This window comes from Pseudomonas sp. FP603, from assembly GCF_030687415.1.
GTDB classification, from domain to species: domain Bacteria; phylum Pseudomonadota; class Gammaproteobacteria; order Pseudomonadales; family Pseudomonadaceae; genus Aquipseudomonas; species Aquipseudomonas wuhanensis.
The window spans coordinates 1,647,697-1,668,827 of record NZ_CP117431.1; the positions used below are offsets into that span (position 1 = coordinate 1,647,697).

General features: G+C 58.5%; 20 protein-coding genes. 13 read left to right on the forward strand and 7 right to left on the reverse strand.

What is annotated here, in order from left to right:
* Nucleotides 1-12 precede the first annotated feature (12 nt).
* Nucleotides 13-1,044, reverse strand: a complete 1,032-nt coding sequence (locus tag PSH65_RS07545) for a LacI family DNA-binding transcriptional regulator (protein WP_305425613.1) — start codon at nt 1,042-1,044, stop codon at nt 13-15.
* 215 nt (nt 1,045-1,259) lie between these two features.
* On the opposite strand from PSH65_RS07545, the gene PSH65_RS07550 reads away from it, so the two are divergent.
* Nucleotides 1,260-1,793 carry a gluconokinase gene (locus PSH65_RS07550; RefSeq protein WP_007902444.1) on the forward strand — a complete coding sequence of 178 codons (534 nt, stop codon included), beginning with the start codon at nt 1,260-1,262 and terminating at the stop codon, nt 1,791-1,793.
* An 81-nt stretch (nt 1,794-1,874) separates the two neighbouring features.
* Nucleotides 1,875-3,227 (forward strand): GntP family permease, encoded by a 1,353-nt coding sequence (locus tag PSH65_RS07555; protein WP_305425614.1) that lies wholly within the window; start codon nt 1,875-1,877, stop codon nt 3,225-3,227.
* Nucleotides 3,228-3,406: 179 nt separating this feature from the next.
* Here the strand turns inward: PSH65_RS07555 and alaC are convergent, their stop codons facing one another.
* The gene (alaC, locus tag PSH65_RS07560; RefSeq protein WP_305425615.1) at nt 3,407-4,624 is read right to left on the reverse strand and encodes an alanine transaminase; all 1,218 of its coding nucleotides are present in this window, start codon (nt 4,622-4,624) and stop codon (nt 3,407-3,409) included.
* 140 nt (nt 4,625-4,764) lie between these two features.
* Here alaC and PSH65_RS07565 point away from each other — a divergent pair, with 140 nt between their 5' ends.
* The 3 genes from PSH65_RS07565 to PSH65_RS07575 all read left to right on the forward strand — a co-directional run bounded on the left by PSH65_RS07565 (nt 4,765) and on the right by PSH65_RS07575 (nt 6,565).
* Nucleotides 4,765-5,427 carry a LysE family translocator gene (locus PSH65_RS07565; RefSeq protein ID WP_305425616.1) on the forward strand — a complete coding sequence of 221 codons (663 nt, stop codon included), beginning with the start codon at nt 4,765-4,767 and terminating at the stop codon, nt 5,425-5,427.
* 66 nt (nt 5,428-5,493) lie between these two features.
* Nucleotides 5,494-5,979, forward strand: coding sequence for a GyrI-like domain-containing protein (locus tag PSH65_RS07570; RefSeq protein WP_305425617.1), 486 nt, complete (start codon nt 5,494-5,496; stop codon nt 5,977-5,979).
* Between the two features lie 97 nt (nt 5,980-6,076).
* Complete coding sequence (locus PSH65_RS07575) at nt 6,077-6,565, forward strand: GNAT family N-acetyltransferase (RefSeq protein WP_305425618.1); 489 nt, start codon at nt 6,077-6,079, stop codon at nt 6,563-6,565.
* A gap of 137 nt (nt 6,566-6,702) precedes the next feature.
* On the opposite strand, the gene PSH65_RS07580 is transcribed toward PSH65_RS07575, so the two are convergent.
* The 4 genes from PSH65_RS07580 to PSH65_RS07595 all read right to left on the reverse strand — a co-directional run bounded on the left by PSH65_RS07580 (nt 6,703) and on the right by PSH65_RS07595 (nt 10,931).
* Nucleotides 6,703-8,535, reverse strand: a complete 1,833-nt coding sequence (locus tag PSH65_RS07580; protein WP_123719238.1) for an ABC transporter ATP-binding protein — start codon at nt 8,533-8,535, stop codon at nt 6,703-6,705.
* Nucleotides 8,536-8,628: 93 nt separating this feature from the next.
* Complete coding sequence (locus PSH65_RS07585; protein WP_007902463.1) at nt 8,629-9,186, reverse strand: peptidylprolyl isomerase A; 558 nt, start codon at nt 9,184-9,186, stop codon at nt 8,629-8,631.
* Between the two features lie 3 nt (nt 9,187-9,189).
* Complete coding sequence (locus PSH65_RS07590; protein ID WP_305425619.1) at nt 9,190-9,993, reverse strand: alpha/beta fold hydrolase; 804 nt, start codon at nt 9,991-9,993, stop codon at nt 9,190-9,192.
* A gap of 14 nt (nt 9,994-10,007) precedes the next feature.
* Complete coding sequence (locus PSH65_RS07595; RefSeq protein WP_305425620.1) at nt 10,008-10,931, reverse strand: LysR family transcriptional regulator; 924 nt, start codon at nt 10,929-10,931, stop codon at nt 10,008-10,010.
* Between the two features lie 49 nt (nt 10,932-10,980).
* Between PSH65_RS07595 and PSH65_RS07600 the strand changes: the two genes are divergently transcribed.
* The 4 genes from PSH65_RS07600 to PSH65_RS07615 all read left to right on the forward strand — a co-directional run bounded on the left by PSH65_RS07600 (nt 10,981) and on the right by PSH65_RS07615 (nt 14,379).
* Complete coding sequence (locus PSH65_RS07600; protein ID WP_305425621.1) at nt 10,981-11,310, forward strand: 3-phosphoglycerate kinase; 330 nt, start codon at nt 10,981-10,983, stop codon at nt 11,308-11,310.
* Nucleotides 11,311-11,461: 151 nt separating this feature from the next.
* The gene (locus tag PSH65_RS07605) at nt 11,462-12,061 is read left to right on the forward strand and encodes an FMN-dependent NADH-azoreductase (RefSeq protein ID WP_305425622.1); all 600 of its coding nucleotides are present in this window, start codon (nt 11,462-11,464) and stop codon (nt 12,059-12,061) included.
* A 346-nt stretch (nt 12,062-12,407) separates the two neighbouring features.
* Nucleotides 12,408-13,274, forward strand: coding sequence for a carboxylate/amino acid/amine transporter (locus PSH65_RS07610; RefSeq protein ID WP_305425623.1), 867 nt, complete (start codon nt 12,408-12,410; stop codon nt 13,272-13,274).
* A gap of 256 nt (nt 13,275-13,530) precedes the next feature.
* Nucleotides 13,531-14,379, forward strand: coding sequence for a mechanosensitive ion channel family protein (locus PSH65_RS07615; RefSeq protein ID WP_305425625.1), 849 nt, complete (start codon nt 13,531-13,533; stop codon nt 14,377-14,379).
* 154 nt (nt 14,380-14,533) lie between these two features.
* Here PSH65_RS07615 and PSH65_RS07620 read toward each other — a convergent pair whose 3' ends face one another.
* A complete protein-coding gene (locus tag PSH65_RS07620; protein ID WP_305425626.1) occupies nt 14,534-15,832 on the reverse strand; it encodes a mechanosensitive ion channel family protein in 1,299 nt (432 codons plus the stop codon).
* Between the two features lie 193 nt (nt 15,833-16,025).
* On the opposite strand from PSH65_RS07620, the gene PSH65_RS07625 reads away from it, so the two are divergent.
* From PSH65_RS07625 to PSH65_RS07640, 4 genes are all read left to right on the forward strand, one after another.
* A complete protein-coding gene (locus PSH65_RS07625) occupies nt 16,026-17,372 on the forward strand; it encodes a DEAD/DEAH box helicase (RefSeq protein ID WP_305425628.1) in 1,347 nt (448 codons plus the stop codon).
* A 530-nt stretch (nt 17,373-17,902) separates the two neighbouring features.
* On the forward strand, nt 17,903-18,478 hold the full coding sequence (locus tag PSH65_RS07630; RefSeq protein ID WP_223536304.1) for a recombinase family protein: 576 nt from the start codon (nt 17,903-17,905) through the stop codon (nt 18,476-18,478).
* Nucleotides 18,479-18,482: 4 nt separating this feature from the next.
* Nucleotides 18,483-20,120 (forward strand): IS481 family transposase, encoded by a 1,638-nt coding sequence (locus PSH65_RS07635; protein WP_305426955.1) that lies wholly within the window; start codon nt 18,483-18,485, stop codon nt 20,118-20,120.
* A complete protein-coding gene (locus tag PSH65_RS07640) occupies nt 20,110-21,081 on the forward strand; it encodes an ExeA family protein (RefSeq protein ID WP_305425629.1) in 972 nt (323 codons plus the stop codon). Before PSH65_RS07635 ends, PSH65_RS07640 begins: the two co-directional genes overlap by 11 nt.
* Nucleotides 21,082-21,131: the final 50 nt, after the last annotated feature.

Below are 21,131 nucleotides of genomic sequence, written 5' to 3' on the forward strand. Positions count from 1 at the left end.
AATGGTCGCGCTTCAGGTGCTCTCGCGCACCTTCAATTCAAACCCCATATCCTGCACCGGTTTGGTCACTGAATTGCCGGCCAGCAAGGTCAGCATCAGTTCGGCCGAGCGACGGCCAATGGCCTCTCGCGGCGTATTGATGCTACTCAGGCGCGGGACCATGTGTTCTGACATAGGCAGGTCGTTGAATCCGAGGATCGCCACTTGTTCGGGGATCTTGATGCCACAGCGCAAGGCTTCGAGCAGGGCGCCCTGGGCCAGGTCGTCGTTGCCGAAGAAGATCGCATCGACGTCCGGATGGGCGGTGAGCAGTTGCAGGAACAATTCGCCGCCCAGCCCTACCGACGAGGCTCGCGGGGTCAGCACTTCCAGGGCCGGATCATACAAGCCGGCCTTTTGCAGCGCGCGACGGAAACCTTCGCCCCGCAGCAATGTGCGTTGGTCCAGTTGCGCGCCGATGTAGGCCAGGCGTTTGCGACCGCGGGACAGCAAATGCTCGGCCGCGGTTTCGCCGGCAGCGACTTGCGAAAAACCGACGCAATTGAGCCCGGCCGCGCTGTCCAGTTCCATCATGTAGACGCAGGGAATGTTGCTGGCCTCGATCATCCTCCGCGAGCTTTCGGTGCGGTCGAAACCGGTCAGCAGCAAGCCGCGAGGCTGATAGGCCATGTAATTGCGCAGCAGGTTTTCTTCTTCATCACGCGAGTAATGGAAGTTGCCGATCAGCACTTCGAAGCCCTTTGGTCGCAAAACCTGATGAATGGCTTCCAGCGTGTCGATGAACAGCAGGTTGGACAGCGAGGGCACCAAAACCACGACGGAATGGCTCTGGGCCGAGGCTAATGCTCGGGCGGCGGGGTTGACCACGTAGTTCAGGTCGAGGGCGGCCTTCTGGACTTTTTCCACCAGTTCGGTGGCCACCGTGCTGACGCCGCGCAGGGCGCGGGAGGCGGTAATCGGGCTGACACCGGCCAGGCGCGCGACTTCGTTGAGGGTAGGACGGCCAGTGGTGCGAGTATTTTTATCGTTTTTAGGGGTATTCATCGGACGGCTTGCCAAACAAAATTCAAGGCACTAAGGTAGCGCTGTCTCGATGCAGCTGCAAATGCGTGAACGAGGTTTGCCTGATCCTCGCTTTTTGGCATCGAGAACGAACATGCTGCAACCCACAAAAATGACAAGAAGGCGTCGGCAACTTCTGCTTTTGCACTTGAGTCTTACGTAGCAAAGGTAGCGCTGTCTGCGCGCTGAGGTGTTACATGAATCATCCCATCACCGCCCTGGTCATCATGGGCGTTGCCGGTTGCGGCAAGACGTGCGTCAGCCAGTCCCTGTGCCAGCTTAGCGGCGCGACCGCCATTGAAGGCGACACTTTTCACCCTGCCGCCAATATCGAAAAAATGAGCGCGGGTATCCCCCTGAACGACGAAGACCGTGCCGGCTGGCTCGACAGCCTGTGCGATGAACTGCGCCGCGTCGATGCCAAGGGCGAACGCCCGGTGCTGACTTGCTCGGCCCTCAAACACAGTTACCGCGAACGCTTGCGCAGTGCCTTGCCGGGCCTGGGCTTCGTTTTTCTTGAGCTGACCCCCGAAGTCGCCGCCGATCGTGTGTCTCACCGACCGGGCCACTTCATGCCGTCGACCTTGATCGACAGCCAGTTCGCCACCCTTGAATCGCCCGTCGGTGAGCCCCTGACCCTGGCTCTGGATGCGTCCAGCCACAGCGTCGATGAGTTGGCGAAGCAGGCTCATGCCTGGTGGCTCGATCATGGCTTGAAACTCGCCAGTTGAGTTTTGCTCCAAGAGATAGCGCTGTCCTGACGGCCTTTGATTAACCGCTTTAATAACAACAACAACCAGGAGACACCCCTAATGTTTGGCATGTCCCACGAGACGTTTCTGCTGCTAGATGCAGTGGTCACGGTGATCGGGCTTATCGTCCTGATCACCAAGTTCAAGTTGCACCCATTCCTCGCGCTGATCATCGCCGCCGCTTTCCTCGGGCTGACGTCCGGCATGCCGATCGGCACCATCATCAAGGCGTTCCAGGACGGCTTCGGTGGCGTGCTTGGTTTCGTCGGCATCATCCTGGCGCTGGGCACCATGCTCGGCAAAATGATGGCCGAATCAGGCGGTGCGGATCAGATTGCGCAGACGTTGATCCGCGCCTTCGGCAAGGACAAGGTGCAGTGGGCAATGATGTTCGCCGCGTTCCTGGTCGGCATTCCGCTGTTCTTCGAAATCGGCTTCGTGCTGCTGATTCCGCTGGTGTTCATCGTGGCCCGTCGCACTGGCGTGTCGATCATCAAGATCGGTATCCCGCTGCTGGCTGGTCTGTCCGCGGTACACGGCCTGGTGCCGCCGCACCCGGGTCCGCTGCTGGCCATCGGTGTGTTCGGTGCCGACATTGGTAAAACCATTCTTTACGGCCTGATCGTTGCGCTGCCAACGGCCATCATCGCGGGTCCGATCTTCGGTACGTTCATTGCCAAGCACATTCCAGGTCATCCGAATCAGGAACTGGTGGATCAACTGGTGCGCGATGAAGATGCAGGCGATCTGCCTAGCTTCGGCATTACCTTGGTCACCGTGCTGTCGCCTGTGTTCCTGATGCTGCTCAAGACCTTTGCCGATGTGGCGCTGCCGGACGGCAACTTCTTCCGTACCTTCATGGACCTGATCGGTCACCCGATCTCGGCGCTCCTGCTGGCGTTGCTGCTGTCGCTGTACACCTTCGGCTACAAGCAGGGCATCGGTTCGCAACAGATGCTCAAATGGCTGGACGCGAGCCTTGCACCAACCGCCGCGATCATCTTGATCATCGGTGCCGGTGGCGGCTTCAAACAGATGCTGGTGACCAGCGGTGTGGGTAATGTCATCGGCAACATGGCGGTGGAAGCGCAGATATCGCCAATCCTTCTGGCGTGGCTGGTGGCGGCGGTGATTCGCATCGCGACCGGTTCGGCAACCGTGGCGACCATTACTGGCGCAGGCATCGTGGTGCCGGTGGTGGGGATGATTCCGGGTGTGAACCGTGAGCTGCTGGTGCTGGCCACCGGTGCCGGTTCGTTGATCCTGTCCCACGTCAACGACGCCGGTTTCTGGCTGGTGAAGCAGTACTTCAACATGACCGTGGCGGAAACCTTCAAGACCTGGACCGCGATGGAAACCATCCTGTCCGTGGTGGGCCTGGGCTTCATCCTGCTGTTGTCGTTGTTCGTTTAAGCGATTCGACAGACACAAAAAAACCGCAGCGATGCGGTTTTTTTGTGGGTGATCGATTTCAAGGCTGAACATAAAACCAATGTGGGAGCGGGCTTGCCCGCGATGGCGGCTGGTCAGTCAACATTAATGTTGAATGTGATGCAGTCATCGCGGGCAAGCCCGCTCCCACAGGTTACGTGTTAGCCGTTAGTTTTCGGTACCAACCCATCCGCCCGGAACATCCCGCGAATCCCGCGCACGGCCTGACGGATCCGGTCCTGGTTTTCGATCAGCGCGAAGCGCACATGATCATCCCCATACTCGCCAAATCCCACACCCGGCGAGACACAGACCTTGGCCTCGGCCAGCAGTTTTTTGGCGAATTCCAGCGAGCCCAAGTGTGCGTAAGCCTCGGGAATCTTGGCCCAGACATACATCGATGCTTTCGGGTTTTCGACCATCCAGCCCAGTTCATGCAGGCCTTTGACCAGCACGTTGCGACGCTGCCGATACTGATCGGCAATGTCTTTGACGCACTGCTGATCGCCTTCCAGCGCCGCGATGGCCGCAACCTGCAGCGGGGTGAACGTGCCGTAGTCGTGGTAGCTCTTGATCCGCGCCAGGGCGTTGACCAGCTCCGGGTTGCCGACCATGAAACCGATGCGCCAGCCCGCCATGTTGTAGCTCTTGGACAGGGTGAAAAACTCCACCGCGATGTCCTTGGCGCCGGGTACTTGCATGATCGACGGGGCTTTCCAGCCGTCGTAGACGATGTCGGCGTAGGCCAGGTCGTGCACCACCAAAACGTCGTACTGCTTGGCGAGGGCGATCACCCGCTCGAAAAAATCCAGCTCCACGCACTGGGCGGTGGGGTTGGACGGGAAGCCGAGGATCATCATTTTCGGTTTCGGGATCGAGCCGCGAATCGCCCGTTCCAGCTCGGCGAAGAAGTCCACACCAGGGATCAACGGCACCGACCGCACCTGGGCGCCGGCAATCACGGCACCGTAGATGTGAATCGGGTAGCTCGGGTTCGGCACCAGCACGGTGTCGCCCTGGTCGAGGGTGGCCAGCATCAAGTGCGCCAGGCCTTCCTTGGAACCGATGGTGACGATGGCTTCGGTTTCCGGGTCGATGTCGACCGCGTAGCGATCCTTGTACCAGTTGGAAATCGCCCGGCGCAGGCGCGGAATCCCTTTGGACGTGGAATAGCCGTGGGTGTCTTCGCGCTGGGCAACGGTGACGAGTTTTTCGACAATGTGCGGCGGCGTGGCGCCGTCGGGGTTGCCCATGCTCAAGTCGATGATGTCTTCGCCACGACGACGGGCGGCCATCTTCAGCTCGGCAGTGATGTTGAAAACGTAAGGGGGGAGTCGATCTATGCGCGCAAAGCGGCGCGGCGAACCTTGTTCGGCCATTGTTGCCTCGGATAACGTAAGCGCCCGGAACCGTCCGAGCGACGCTGGCCACTGCGGTGGCCTGTGGCGGAATGTAAGGGCAGTCGTGGCAAACTGTCTAGCCTGCGCATCAATAAAATTTTTCCCCAAGGATATGGTCGATGGAATTTACCAGTGGCTTCTTGTTGAGCCTTTCGCTGTGCCTGGACATCGGCGTGGCCAATATCGCGATGATCACGCTGGCGATGCAGCGCGGCTATTTTCAAGGCTTTGCCCTGGGGCTGGGGACGTGTGTCGGCGACCTGATTTACGCGGTGCTGGCATTGGCCGGCATGACCGTATTGCTGCAGTACGAGACCGTGCGCTGGGTGTTGTGGATCGGCGGATCGGCGTTGCTGGTGTATTTCGCGGCGAAGATGATTTATTCGGCGATTCACCATGAAGCGCTGTTGGCGCAGACTGCTGAAGTCGGTCACAACTCCCACCGGAAAGAGTTTTTTCGCGGGATTTTCCTCGCCATGTCATCGCCCAGTGCCATTCTCTGGTTCGCCGCAGTGGGCGGCACACTGATCGCCCGTTCCGGCGGCGGTGGCACGCTCAGCTCGGCGCTGTTTCTCGGCGGCTTCTTGTGCGCCGGGATACTTTGGTGCGTCGGTCTGTGCTTCGCGGCGAGCCACGGCGGCAAATTGCTCGGTGACAAACTGCTGCGTTATTCCTACATGGCATCGGCAGCGATCTTCTGTTATTTCGCGGTCTACGTGATCCTATCGGGTTATAACGAGTTCATCGGCCCAGGCGCCATAGAACAGTTGCATGCACTGTAATTGGGCGAATCGGGTTTGGCTTCTATACTCCCAGCCGAACCCACCTTTTGTACCAGGAGTTGAGTCATGGATGAGCAAACAGGCGTCGAAACGGCCGAGCCACGCTTTGAAAACGGGCACTTCATGCTCATAGCGGGGTTTGGCGGCCGATTTACGGCGGATACGACCAAAGCGATCCCCGACCTATGGGAGAAATTCATTCCCGAGATTGGCAAAATTCCCGGTCAGAAAAGCGAAGTAACCTACGGCATCTGCTGCAATCCGGATGGCAAGGGTGGTTTCGAATACATAGCCGGTGTCGAAATCAGCAAGCTCGACGACCTGCCCGAGAAGTACCGCTGGATCGAAGTTCAGCCTCAGAAGTATGCAGTCTTCGAACACAAGGGCTCGCTGGATGCCTTGCCCCAAACCTTTCAATACATCTGGAAAATCTGGCTGCCGAAGTCCGGTTATGAAGCGGCGGACGCTCCGGAGTTCGAACGCTACAGCGACGATTTCAACCCGAAGCTCAACACCGGCGTGCTGGAAATCTGGCTGCCGCTCAAAGTGTAAAGAGCGGGGCGAGCGGCGGATCGGTGATTCGCCTCTCGATGTCGGGTTGATGCTGATTTATGATCCCCAACCTTTCCCACGCCGATTCCGAGCTGCCATGAACACCGTCATCCGCCACGTCATCCCCGCTGACCTGGACCGCTGCTACGCCATCGAAACCATTGCCTACGAAGGCGATGAAGCCGCCACCCGCGAAAAAATCGCCACCCGCATCGCCACCTGGCCCGAGGGCTTCATCGTGGCTGAAGTGGATGGCGTTGTAGCCGGTTTCATCAATTCCGGTGCGGCGTTTGAGGTGGAGATGTCGGACGAGGCATTCAAGGAACTGATCGGCCACGACCCGGCCGGCCCGCACGTAGTGATCATGTCGGTGGTGGTGCATCCGGACTATCAAGGGCAGGGCCTGGCGAAACGTTTGATGGGTGAGTTCATCCAGCGCATGCATGCACTGAACAAGGCCAGCATCCATCTGATGTGCAAAGAGCGGCACATTCCACTCTATGCCGGGTTTGGTTTTGTCTACATCAAGCCTTCGGCGTCGGACCATGGCGGGATGGCGTGGCATGAGATGGTGTTGGAGTTCTGACCCATCTGTCAGGACGCCGCAAACCCCTGTGGGAGCGAGCTTGCTCGCGATAGCGGACTCTCAGTCGACTTGGATGTTGACTGACACACCGTCATCGCGAGCAAGCTCGCTCCCACAGGATTGGTGTTGCTCGCAGCTCAATCGATCCCGACAAACCCCCCGGTCTGGTGCTGCCACAACCGCGCATACAAGCCGCCATGGGCCAGCAGTTCGGCGTGGCTGCCGGTTTCGGCGATCTTGCCGTTTTCCAGCACCACCAGGCGGTCCATCCGCGCGATGGTCGAGAGGCGGTGGGCGATGGCGATCACGGTCTTGCCCTGCATCAGGGTTTCGAGGCTTTCCTGGATCGCCGCTTCGACTTCCGAGTCCAGTGCCGAGGTGGCTTCGTCCATGATCAGGATCGGCGCGTCCTTGAGCAGCACCCGGGCGATGGCAATTCGCTGACGCTGGCCACCAGAGAGCTTCACTCCGCGCTCACCAACATGAGCATCGAAACCGGTGCGGCCCTCAGAGTCCGACAGCAACGGGATGAATTCGTCGGCCCGGGCCTTATGCACCGCCTCCCAGAGTTCGGCGTCGGTGGCGTCGGGTTTGCCGTACAGCAAGTTATCGCGGATCGAGCGGTGCAGCAGCGAGGTGTCCTGGGTGATCATGCCGATGCGTTCGCGCAGGCTTTCCTGGCCGACTTCGGCGATGTTCTGGCCGTCGATGAGAATCCGCCCGCCCTGCACGTCATAGAGGCGCAGCAGCAGATTGACCAACGTCGATTTACCGGCACCGGACGGGCCGATCAGGCCGATTTTCTCGCCGGGTTTGATGGTCAGGTTGAGGTCGCCGATGATCCCGCTTTTCTTGCCGTAGTGAAAATCGACGTGATCGAAACGCACCTCGCCACGCGCCACATTCAAAGGTTTGGCCTGTTCGCGGTCGGTGATGCTGACCGGCTGGGAAATGGTCTGCAAACCGTCCTGGACCATGCCGATGTTTTCGAAAATGCCAGTGACCACCCACATGATCCAGCCAGACATATTGACGATGCGGATCACCAGGCCCGTGGCCAAGGCAATTGCACCCACCGTGATCAGCGATTGCGTCCATAGCCACAGCGCGAGGCCGGTGGTGCTCACGATCAGCAGGCCGTTCATGCTAGTGATGGCCACGTCCATGCTGGTGACCACACGACCGGCCAGTTGGGCTTTTTCGGTTTGTTCCTTGATCGCTTCGCGGGCGTATTGCTGCTCGAAGTTGGTGTGGGCGAACAGCTTCAGGGTGGTGATGTTGGTGTAGCCGTCGACGATCCGCCCCATGAGTTTGGAGCGCGCATCGGACGACACCACCGAGCGTTCCTTGACCCGTGGCACGAAGTAGTAGAGGGCGCCGATGAAGGCGGCGATCCAGGTCAGCAACGGGATCATCAGGCGCCAGTCGGCTTCGGCGAACAGCACCAATGAACTGATCGCATAGATCAGCACGTGCCATAGCGCGTCCACCGCTTGCACAGCCGAATCGCGCAACGAGTTGCCGGTTTGCATGATGCGTTGGGCGATGCGCCCGGCAAAGTCGTTCTGGAAGAAATTGAGGCTCTGTTTGAGCACATAACTGTGGTTTTGCCAGCGGATCAGGCTGGTCAGGCTGGGGCTCAAGGTCTGGTGCACCAGCAAGTCATGCAGGCCAACAAATATGGGGCGCAGGACCAGCGCAACCACCGCCATCCAGGCCAGTTCGATGCCGTGTTCCTTGAAAAAATTGACGTTGGGTGTGCCTTGGGCGAGGTCGATGATGCGGCTCAGGTAGCTGAACAGCGCCACTTCGATCAGCGCGCCGAACAGGCCGACGATCAGCAGGGCGGCGAAACTCGGCCAGACCTGCTTCAGGTAATAGGTATAGAAGGGGAGAACCCGATCCGGTGGAGCCGCCGTCGGTGCATCGCGGAAAATGTCGATCAGTTTTTCAAAACGGCGATAAAGCATCAGTTCTCCGCCCGCGCACGGGCTCTCCTTTAAACAATATGAGCGGCGCCGGAAGCACCGGCGGCCGCTCAAAACTCCCTGTCCAGCTTACTCTCAGTCGATGCGCTTGGCCGACTTGATGAAGACCGGGTCGGCCGGCACGTCTTTCATGCCGCTTTTGGTGGTGGTCTGGGAGTTGACGATGACATCGACGACGTCCATGCCTTTAACGACTTTACCGAACACGGCATAGCCATCGCCCTGGTCCAGGAAGTCGTTGTCTTTGACGTTGATGAAGAATTGGCTGGTGGCCGAATCCGGGACGGAAGTACGGGCCATGGACAGCGTGCCACGCACGTTATGCAGGCCGTTTTTGGATTCGTTCTTGATCGGCGCCTTGGTTTCTTTTTGCTGCATTTGTTGAGTGAAACCGCCGCCCTGGACCATAAAGCCAGGAATCACACGGTGAAAAATCGTGTTGTTGTAGAAGCCGCTGTCGACGTACTCAAGGAAGTTCTTGGTACTGATCGGCGCCTTGACCGGGTCCAGTTCGATTTCGATCTGGCCGTTGGTGGTTTCCAGCAGCACGTGCGGTGCCTTGGCGGGCGTGGCGGCCATCAGGTTGGCGGCAAACAGAACGGAGCCGGCGACGAGGGCGATTTTTTTCAGCATGGGTCAGTGATCCTGAGTGGTGGTGTCGACTGCGGTGAGAAACTCGAGCAGCGTTTGGTTGAAGCGTTCGGGTTGATCCAGCGGGGTGGCGTGGCGCGAGTCGGCGATCACCACCAACCGCGCATCGGGCAGCAGTTTTACATAGGTTTCTTTCAGCGCGACCGGGGTGTAGTCACGGTCGGCGCTGACGATGAGGGTTGGACAGGAGACCTTGGAAAGTCGTTCCTGAACCCCCCAGCCAACGATGGCATCGAAGCTGGCGAGATAAGCACGTTTGTCATTTTTTGCCCAGCGCGCCGCTATTTTTTGTCGTAACGAAGCTTGTTCGGGCTTGGGAAACAGCTTCGCACCCAGGGCCTTGCCGATGGTGCCCATGCTCAGCGCGCGCATCAGGCTCCAACGCTTGAACCACTGCCAGTAATCGTTACGGCTGCGCCGTTTGACCTCGGGCGCGCTGTTGACGATGCACAGGCTCTTGAGCAGTTGCGGCTGATCCACCGCCAGTTGAAAGGCGATCATGCCGCCCATCGACAGTCCCACAAGATGTACAGCGCCCAGGTTCAGATGTTCGATCAGCGCGATCAGGTCGGCGCTGAACCCGGCGATGCTGTAACGCTCGCGGGGTTTGTCGGAGCGCCCGTGGCCGCGCACATCCGGCACGATCACCCGATGGTGGGCCGAAAGCGCCGGGATCTGCATTTCCCAGTCCAGGGTGCTGGAGCCCAACCCGTGAACCAGCAGTAACGGCGTGCCATGGCCATATTCCTCATAGTGCAGGTTGCAACCTTCATGTTCGAAATAGGCCATGGGTACACTCCGTGTCAGGCTTGTTCGGGGGCGGCGAAGGGCGCATCCAGCGGCGCGGTATCGAAGGTGCGCAGCAGTTCGATGAGAATCTGCGTCGCCGGGCCCAAGGGTTTGTCCTTGTTCGAATACAGATAGAAACTCGGGTTACGGCTTCTTCCCTGATCCAACGGTAGCACTTTGAGCGTGCCTTCCTTGAGTTCCCGCTCGATCATGTGCCGGGGCAACCAGGCGAAGCCCAGGCCGCTGCTGACGAAGGTCGCGGCGGTGGCCAGGCTGCCGACGGTCCAGCGCTGTTCGGCGCCGAGCCAGCCGACGTCTCGCGGTTGCTGACGGCCGGAGTCGCGGATCACCACTTGCATCTGGCTTTCCAGGTCCTGGAAGTTCAGTTCGCGGTTCAGGCGATGCAAGGGATGCTCGGGGTGGGCGACAGCGATAAATTCGACGTCGCTTAATTCCGCGCCCAAATACCCGGGAATGCTGAACCCGGTGATGGCCAGATCGGCCACGCCTTCAAGCAACACTTCCTCGACACCCGACAACACTTCCTCACGCAGGCGCACCCGGCAGCCACGGCTTTGTGGCATGAATGCGGTCAGTGCGCGGACGAGGCGGGCGCTGGGGTAGGCGGCATCGACCACCAGCCGCACTTCCGCTTCCCAGCCTTGCTCCATGTGGTGGGCCAGGTCTTCCAGTTGGCTGGCCTGTTTCACCAATTGCCGGGAGCGGCGCAGCAGTACGCCGCCGGCCTCGGTGAGTACTGCTTTGCGGCCGTCGATGCGCAAGAGCGGCACACCGAGCTGATCCTGCATACGCGCTACGGTGTAGCTGACCGACGATTGCGAGCGGTGCAGCGCTTCGGCGGCCTGGGCGAAACCGCCGTGATCGACCACGGCCTGCAATGTTCGCCATTGATCAAGGGTCACGCGGGGCGCTTTCATGTTGAGCTCCTCTTGTCCTAAGCTGGCAGTCCTTATTGGAGACTGCTGAATGAAAAAATTCTGTTGTGTGATGGCGGGTTGTGCTGTGTTGGCGATGTTGCCGCTGACGGCATTTGCTTATCCGATCGATGTCAATAAACAGCTCAACGGTTTGAAGGTCGACTACAACGCCTACGACACAGACGCCGACATCGGCTCCATTCAGGTCAACAACTACGGCGACACCGACGTGTCTTGCAAAGTGGTCTTCAAGAATGGTCCGGAAGCGCCACGCACCCGCACAATCGAAGTGCCCGCCGGTAAACACAAAAACGCCACCGCCAAGTTCACCCGCACCATCATCAAGCTGCGTATCGACCTGACTTGCACCCCGAAATGACATCGAGCGGGGCAGCCCAGCTGGGACATGCTCCGCTTATAAACGAATTTATCGATGCTTTATAGCAATTATTTGCGCTTTTTCATCGATATGACTCTGTTTAACCTTCACTCCATCGACCTACAGCATTCTCAGATGGAGGCTACATCCCATGTCCCGCGTTCTGATCATCGAAAGCAGCGCCCGTCAGCAAGACTCGGTTTCCCGCCAGCTGACCCAGACCTTCATCAGCCAATGGAAAGCCGCACACCCGGCCGACCAGATCACCGTCCGTGACCTGGCCACCACCCCGGTGCCGCACCTGGACATCAACTTGCTGGGCGGCTGGATGAAACCTGCCGAACAACGCAACGACATCGAGCAGGCTTCGCTGGAGCGCTCCAACCTGCTGACCGACGAACTGCTGGCCGCCGACGTGCTGGTGATGGCGGCTCCCATGTACAACTTCGCCATTCCGAGCACCCTTAAAGCCTGGCTCGACCACGTGCTGCGTGCCGGCGTGACCTTCAAGTACACCGAAACCGGCCCGCAAGGTTTGCTCAGCGGCAAGCGTGCTTATGTGCTGACCGCTCGCGGCGGGATCTACGCCGGCAGCACCGCGGATCACCAGGAACCGTACCTGCGCCAGGTCATGGGCTTCATTGGCATCCACGACGTCACGTTCATTCACGCCGAAGGCATGAACCTGGGCGGTGACTTCCAGGAGAAAGGCTTGAACCAGGCCAACGCCAAGCTTTCCCAGGTCGCCTGACACGTTAATCGCCAGATAATCGCTGGATGGTCTAGTGACCTGGCGCAACCCTTCAAGCCTGCGCGCGCATCGAACCTCCCTTTGCACTTGTTGCTCCTGAGTGCTCTAGCCCGATTGAACGCATTAGCGAGATCGGGCTTTTTTTTGCCTGGGATTTAGTGAATGAGCATACAAAACCCTGTGGGAGCGGGCTTGCCCGCGAAAGCGGTGTATCAGTCGACTTCAATGCTGCCTGACACACCGCCATCGCGGGCAAGCCCGCTCCCACAGGTTTTTGTGTGTTGCTGACTGTTCGCGATGAAGGGCAAAACCCGCTATCGTCGCCGCCATTCGAAATGAGGCGACCATGGGCTATCTACTTTTTGTCACGCTGATCCAGGCGTTTTCCTTCAGCTTGATCGGCGAATACCTGGCCGGTCATGTCGACAGCTACTTCGCAGTGCTGGTGCGGGTGTTGCTGGCGGGGTTGGTGTTCATTCCGCTGACGCGCTGGCGTCAGGTCGAACCGGCATTCATGCGCGGCATGTTGTTGATTGGCGCGTTGCAGTTCGGCGTGACCTACGTCTGTTTGTATTTGAGCTTCCGGGTGCTGACGGTACCGGAGGTGTTGCTGTTCACCATCCTCACGCCGCTGCACGTGACCCTGATCGAAGACGCGCTGAACCGGCGCTTCAATCCCTGGGCCTTGATCGCGGCACTGGTGGCAGTGGCGGGCGCGGCAGTGATTCGCTTTGACCGGATCAACCCGGATTTCTTCATGGGTTTCCTGCTGCTGCAACTGGCCAACTTCACCTACGCTGCCGGGCAGGTGCTCTACAAACATCTGGTGGCCCGCCATCCGAGTGATCTGCCGCATTACCGGCGTTTTGGGTACTTCTACCTCGGTGCATTAGCGGTGGCGTTGCCGGCATTTCTGCTGTTCGGCAAACAGAACTTCCTGCCCGAAGCGCCGCTGCAATGGGGCGTGCTGCTGTTCCTCGGCCTGGTCTCGACGGCATTGGGGTTGTACTGGTGGAACAAGGGCGCGTGCCTGGTGAACGGCGGGACGCTGGCGGTGATGAACAACCTGCATGTGCCGGTGGGGTTGCTGATCAATTTGCTGATCTGGAATCAGCATGAGGAATTGGGGCGGTTGTTTTTTGGTGGCTCGGTAATTCTGATGGCGGTGTGGATTAGCCGGTTGGGTGTACGCAAACTTGTGGCTATCCACTGAACCCTGTGGGAGCGGGCTTGCCCGCGAAAGCATTGTGTCAGGCAATATTAGTATCGACTGACTGAACTGGCCTAATAACTCCGGACGCCACTTAAAGTTACACGCCGCCAGTCTCTCCATCGCTACCGGTGAGCAATAGTTGTTGTCGCTATGCGGCTTGGTGTTGTACCGCGATACGTACGCAGCCCATTGACTGGCGGGGCATACAGGCTGTGCTAGTGTTCCGGAACCAATTCTTCACCTTTGGGCCCCAGCCATGGACGAGACTATCGTTAACGTTACCACTGCGAAGTTCAACGCGTTAATCGCGTTGGTGCAACAGTATGGTGCAGCTTTCGCGGTGAAGATCCTCTCCGCCATCGCCTTCTGGATCGTCGGACGCTGGCTGATAGGCTTTGCTGTCGGCATGGTGCAGCGGGCCTTGGGCAAACAGAAGGTCGACCCGACCGTACTGCGCTATGTTGGCTCAGCCATTACCGTGACGCTGAACATCATTCTGGTGATCGGTATCCTCGGCTACCTGGGAATGCAGACGACCACCTTCGCTGCGCTGCTCGCTGCGGTCGGTCTTGCGATCGGTCTGGCCTGGTCGGGGTTGCTGGCCAATCTGGCGGCGGGCGCGTTTATTATTGTCTTGCGCCCATTTAAGGTCGGCGACTTCATCTGCGCGGGTGGGGTGACGGGTACGGTCACCGAGATCGGTCTGTTCGCCACCGCTATCAACACTCCGGATAATGTGCTGACTCTGGTCGGTAATAACAAAATTTTCAGCGACAACATCCAGAACTTCACCCACAACCCGTTCCGCCGTGTCGAACTCAAAGCACAGCTATCGGGCGCGGCCGACTGGAAAGCGGCGGCGGCCTTGCTGAAACAACACATTGCCACGATCCCCAATGTGCTTGCCGAGCCGGCAGTGGAGGTGGAGATTTTAGAGTTCAATCTGGTTGGTCCGGTGTTGGCGGTGCGTCCTTACTGCCACAACGAGCACTATTGGCAGGTTTATTTCGACACCAACCGCATCATCAAAGATTCACTCGGTGAAGCCGGTTTCCCGGCTCCGATGCCGGCGCAGACGGTAATCATCCAACAGCATGCCGGGTGAGCCGAGGTGCTGCGACAGCGTTCAATATTTCCCGTTCCCAGCATGTCGACCGTGGGTGGAACCTCCATAACGGCCTCCTCACTGAAAGCGTTTAAGTTCGCACCTTGATTTTTGCGTCACCTCTGTGAGGCAGGGAGGCCAGTGTTTTTGGGTGTTACATGATGTGTTTTTCGGGCTCGGGAACGTGGCTTGCGCCCAACGCAGCTGGAAGCAACCCGGACCGCAAATCACCACCACTCGGCTGCTGATAAAGGCTCAAGCCAAACTCCGGCAGCACCGCCAGCAGGTAATCGAAAATATCCCCCTGAATCCGCTCGTAATCGGCCCACACGGTGGTACGGGTGAAGCAGTAGATCTCCAGCGGGATGCCTTGAGCGGTGGTCTGCATCTGGCGAACCATGCAGGTCATGTTCGGCTGAATCTCCGGGTGACTCTTCAGATACGCCAGCGCATAGGCGCGGAAGGTGCCGATGTTGGTCATCCGTCGACGGTTGGCCGCCATCGCCGCGACGTTGCCCTGGGCTTCGTTCCAGGCCTTGAGCTCGGCTGTCTTGCGGCTCATGTAGTCGGTCAGCAGATGCACCTGGGACAGCTTCAGCTCTTCGTCATCGCGAATAAACCGCACGCCGCTGGCGTCGATGAACAGGCTGCGCTTGATCCGGCGCCCACCGGACTGCTGCATGCCGCGCCAGTTTTTGAACGACTCGGACATCAGGCGCCAGGTTGGGATCGACACAATCGTCTTGTCGAAATTCTGCACTTTGACCGTGTGCAAGGTGATGTCCACCACGTCACCGTCGGCACCGACTTGCGGCATCTCGATCCAGTCGCCGACCCGCAGCATGTCGTTGCTGGTCAGTTGCACACTGGCGACGAACGACAGCAGGGTGTCTTTGTAGACCAACAGAATCACCGCCGACATGGCGCCCAGACCCGACAGCAGCAACAGCGGCGAACGGTCGATCAACGTGGCGACGATGATGATCGCGCCAAACACGAACAGCACCATTTTCGCCAGTTGCACGTAGCCTTTGATCGAGCGGGTGCGGGCGTGTTCGGTGCGGGCATAGATGTCCAGCAGGGCATTGAGCAATGCGCTGACGGCCAGTACCAGGAACAGAATGGTGAACGCCAGCGCCACGTTGCCGAGGAAGTTCAGGCTGGTCTTGCCCAACTCCGGCACCAGGTGCAGGCCGAACTGGATCACCAGCGATGGCGTCATTTGCGCCAGGCGATGAAACACTTTGTTGTGGCGAAAATCGTTGATCCAGTGCAGCGACGGCTGACGACCAAGCATTTTGGTCGCGTGAAGAATGAGGTAGCGCGCCACTCGTCCGAGCACCAGCGCCACCACCAGCAGCAACATCAGCGCGAGCGTGGAATGCAGGAGCGGGTGCTGTTCGAGAGCACCCCAGAGGTCTTGGGCATTGAGCCAGAGCTGTTTGATATCCATGGGTGAAAACGGTTCTTCTGTAGGACGCGACGGGGCGATTAGAGCATTTAAGACGTTACGGATGACGTTTTGAGACAAAACAGGCAACAAAAAAAACACTGTTTGCAGCCGTTTGTATAAAGAAACTCGGCCTTCGCGCTCGAAACCGTTACCCTATGCAGCTGTTTTTTTGTATTTCTTCGAGGTAGCACCCGTGTTTTCCCAATTCGCCCTGCACGAACGCCTGCTCAAAGCCGTGGCCGAGCTTAAATTTGTCGAGCCAACGCCTGTGCAAGCAGCGGCTATTCCGCTGGCGCTGCAAGGGCGTGACCTGCGGGTGACAGCGCAAACCGGCAGCGGCAAAACCGCTGCATTCGTTTTGCCGATCCTCCACCGCTTGATCGGCCCGGCCAAAGTCCGCGTCAGCATCAAGACCCTGATCCTGCTGCCAACCCGCGAGCTGGCCCAGCAGACCATCAAGGAAGTCGAGCGCTTCGCTCAGTTCACCTTCATCAAGTCCGGCCTGATCACCGGCGGTGAAGACTTCAAGGTCCAGGCCGCCATGCTGCGCAAAGTGCCGGACATCCTGATCGGTACGCCGGGTCGGATGATCGAGCAACTGAACGCCGGCAACCTCGACCTCAAAGAAGTCGAAGTGCTGGTGCTCGACGAAGCCGACCGCATGCTCGACATGGGCTTTGCCGAAGACGTACAGCGTCTGGTGGAAGAGTGCACCAACCGTCAGCAGACCATGCTGTTCTCCGCCACCACCGGCGGTTCGGGCCTGCGCGAGATGGTCGCCAAAGTCCTGAACAACCCTGAGCACTTGCAGCTGAACAACGTCAGCGATCTGAACGCCACCACTCGTCAGCAGATCATCACCGCCGACCACAATCAGCACAAAGAACAGATCGTGAACTGGCTGCTGGCCAACGAGACCTATCAGAAGGCCATCGTGTTCACCAACACCCGGGCCATGGCCGACCGTATCTACGGCCGCCTGGTGGCGCAGGAATACAAAGCATTCGTGCTGCACGGCGAGAAGGACCAGAAAGACCGCAAACTGGCCATCGACCGTCTGAAGCAGGGCGGCGTGAAAATCCTCGTGGCCACCGACGTCGCGGCCCGTGGCCTGGACGTGGAAGGCCTGGACCTGGTGATCAACTTCGACATGCCGCGCAGCGGCGACGAATACGTTCACCGCATCGGTCGTACCGGTCGCGCCGGCAACGATGGTCTGGCCATCTCGCTGATCTGCCATGGCGACTGGAACCTGATGTCGAGCATCGAGCGCTACCTCAAGCAGAGCTTCGAGCGCCGCACCATCAAGGAAGTCAAAGGCACCTACGGCGGACCGAAAAAGGTCAAGGCCTCAGGCAAAGCCGTTGGCGTGAAGAAGAAAAAAGTCGACGCCAAGGGCGACAAGAAGAAAACCGGCGCCAAGGCCCCGACCAAGCGCAAGATCGCCAACCGCCCGAAGACCGACGCCCTGTCGCTGGTCAGCAAGGACGGCATGGCCCCGCTCAAGCGCCGCAAGCCGGAAGCGCCGGCTGCTGAATAAGGCGCGGTAGCGATCCCATAAAAAACCCGGACAGTGTCCGGGTTTTTTTCGTCTAAAAATCGCAGCAGCTCTTACAGCTGCACGCTCAAACCGGTGTAGCTGCCGAAGGCTGTGATCTTTTGATCTTGCCCTTTAACTCTCGGCTTTGTTCTCCGCCGACTGCAACTCCTTGAGACGCTGATCGATCAGCTGGCACTTGTCCGGCAGATCCTTACTTGTAGTTGCTTGCAATCGAAAACGGCCATGCTTGCAATCAGCGCTATTTCAGGCTCGGATTAATTGCGACTGAAACAGTCCCCATGCTCGCATTAACTGCAACTGAGCTTGCATTCAGCGGCACGTGCTTGCATTCCATTTCCGCGTGCTCACATTATTTGCGACTGATCGGTCGTCCATCAAACGCTGGTTTGTTGGACGCTAAGCTGTGATGGGGCCTTTGCTTCGAAATCCGCACTGACTGTGTCCAGTAACTGTTTCCAGATTTCAATATCCAGCTAAGCTGATTATCTATTGAATATCTGGACGAAATCATGCTGATTGGATATGCCCGAGTCTCAACCGATGACCAACTCCTAGATCTGCAACGCGATGCGTTGCACAAAGCAGGCTGCGAGCGTGTGTTCGAAGACATCGGCAGCGGCGCCAAGGCCGAACGGGTTGGCCTGACTGCTTTGCTGACCACGCTGCGCCGGGGCGACACCGTGGTGATTTGGCGTCTGGATCGTCTTGGGCGCTCGCTGAAGGATCTGATTCGACTGGTCGAGCAACTGGACGCTGCAGACGTTGGTTTGCGCAGCTTGCAGGAAAGCATCGACACGGTCTCGATTGGTGGACGCTTAGTGTTTCATCTGTTTGGTGCTCTGGCCGAATTCGAGCGCAATTTGATTCGTGAGCGCACCCAAGCAGGGCTATCAGCAGCACGTGCACGCGGACGCAAGGGGGGACGCAAGAAACGGCTCGATCCGGCCAAGCAAGAACTGGCCCTAAGTCTTTACCACGAACGAAAACACACCGTGGCAGAAATCTGCCGCTTGATGGGCATCGGTCGCTCAACGCTCTACAACTATCTGACCGAGGCTGAACGCAATGCCCAGCGGGCGGCATAGTGCCATCCCTGACGATTCGCTGACGCAGTTGCGGCAGCGACTTGACCGTTTGCCGAAAAAAAGTCCGGAGCGGACTACCCAGGTGGCCGCGATAGCGCAGTTGTATGGTGTGTCTCCCAGCACCGTGTACCGGGCGCTGAGCCTCATCCATAAACCCCATGCAGCCCACCGGGCCGATCACGGCAAGCCCCGTGTGTTGCAGAAGGCCGAGCTTGAGCGCTACTGCGAGCTGATTGCGGCACTGAAGTTACGCACGACGAACAAGCAGGGGCGACATGTATCAACCCGTCGCGCCATTGAGTTGTTGGAAGACTACGGGGTAGAAACCGAGCAGGGACTGGTCAAAGTACCCAATGGCGTGCTGAGACGTCCGACCATCGACCACTACTTATCCTTGTGGGGACTAGATCAAACTCGCCTGTCGCGACAGCCACCGGCCACCCGTTTTCAAGCGGAAAACAGCAACGACTGTTGGCAGTTTGACCTGTCACCCTCGGACCTGAAGCACATCGACAAACCGGACTGGATCGATCCAAGCAGGGGCATGCCGACGCTGATGCTGTTCAGTGTGGTGGACGACCGCAGTGGCTTGGCTTATCAGGAATACCGCTGTGTATACGGTGAGGACGCGGAGTCTGCGCTGCGCTTCTTGTTCAATGCAATGGCGCCGAAGGCTGACCCGAGCTTTCCATTTCAAGGCCGTCCAAAGATGATCTACCTGGACAACGGCCCGGTCGCCAAGCGCCGAGTCTTCCAGAACGTCATGCAGGCGCTGGGCATTGAATGGCAAACACACATCCCCGCTGGCAAGGATGGAACACGCACCACCGCGCGCTCAAAGGGCAAGGTTGAGCGCCCGTTCCGCACGGTAAAAGAAGCCCACGAGACGCTGTATCACTTCCACAAGCCAGAAACCGAAGCGCAGGCCAACGAATGGCTGATGCGTTACCTGGTGCGCACCTACAACGTGCAGCCCCATCGTAGCGAGCCGCATTCGCGGATTGAGGACTGGCAGTCCAATCTACCCGATGAAGGCATTCGTGAAATGTGTACCTGGGAGCAATTCTGCCGCTTTGCCCGTGAGCCTGAACGGCGCAAGGTGGGTGGTGATGCACGGGTCACGGTTGATGGCACCGCTTTTGAGGTGGGGCCAGACATGGCAGGAGAGTTTGTGGTGTTGCTGTGGGGGCTGTTCGATAACGAACTCTATGCCGAATTCGGCGGTGAGCGATTCGGGCCTTACTATCCCGTGTCCGGACCGATTCCGCTGCATCGGTACCGAGCGTTCAAGCGTGGCAAAGTCGATGAACGATCCGACCGCATCCGTTCACTGGCCGATCAGTTGGGGTTGCCCATCGCTGCGCTGGCCGGTAACGATGTGCGGCTGACGCCTTCTGCTGTTTCGGTGGAACTGCCACGTCTCCCTTTCAATGCCGACGCGCACGAGTATCACTTTCCCAGCGCTATTACCGCCAAGCTTGCCATTGCCGATGAACTCGCGCAGCCCTTATCCAAACTCTCGACCGAGGATCAAGCTTTCATCCACCTGGTGCTGAATGAAACGCTGACACGCCGTGTTGTCCTGGAGCGCATCAGGGTCTATTTCCGCCATAAAAAAGCAGGAGACGAACATGCGGGTTGAAGTGATGCAGCACTATGGGTTGACGTTACCGCTGAGCCAAGCCGGTTATTTTGAGACCGCGCACCATCAGCAACTGATCAAAGACATCAAGGGCGCGATCTTCGAAGGACGTTTGATTGCACTGTGTGGAGTCATCGGCAGTGGTAAAACCGTGATGCTACGTCGCCTTCAACAGGTGATGGAGGCGGAAAAGAAAATCACCGTCTCCAAGTCCTTCGCCATCGAGAAGCACAGCATCAAGCTGGCCACCTTCATCGCTGCGCTTTACTACGATTTGTCCACCGAAAAACAGGTACGCATCCCCACGCAGGGTGAAAAGCGTGAACGTGACTTGCGCGAGCTGGTGAGGAAGAACAAGCGCCCGGTGGCCCTGTTCGTGGATGAAGCCCATGACCTCAATGGTCACACTCTGACCGGGCTTAAGCGCTTGATGGAATTGGTCGAAGACGGCGACGGGCGACTGTCAGTGGTGCTGGCCGGGCATCCCAAACTGCGCAATGACCTGCGTCGTCCGACGATGGAGGAAATCGGTTATCGCACTGACATTTTCTCGCTCGACGGCATCACTGGTAGTCAGCGCGAATACATTCACTGGCTGCTGGAAACCTGCACAGCGGGGAAAGTCGATATTCAATCGATCATAACCGAGGAGGCGATTGATCTGTTGGCCACCAAGTTGCGCACGCCTTTGCAAATTCAATTGCATCTGAGCCTGTCCCTGGAGGCCGGTTACCTGACGGGCGAGAAACCTGTCTCGGCGGAACTGGTTGAGTCGGTGCTGTCGCGTCAACTGGATGACCTGGAACCTACACTGACGCGCCATGGGTACCGCATCAAGGATCTGGTGGAGCAATTCGACGCCAGGCCCAGCGAGATCAAAGCGCTGTTCAACAACATGCTCGAGCCCGCGCGAGCTGGTGAGTTGCGCGACAAAATGCTGGCTGCGGGGTTGCCAATTTAAGTCTTTTCAGTCGCCATTAATGCCGGTTAGCGGGTCCGGATAGACGCAAT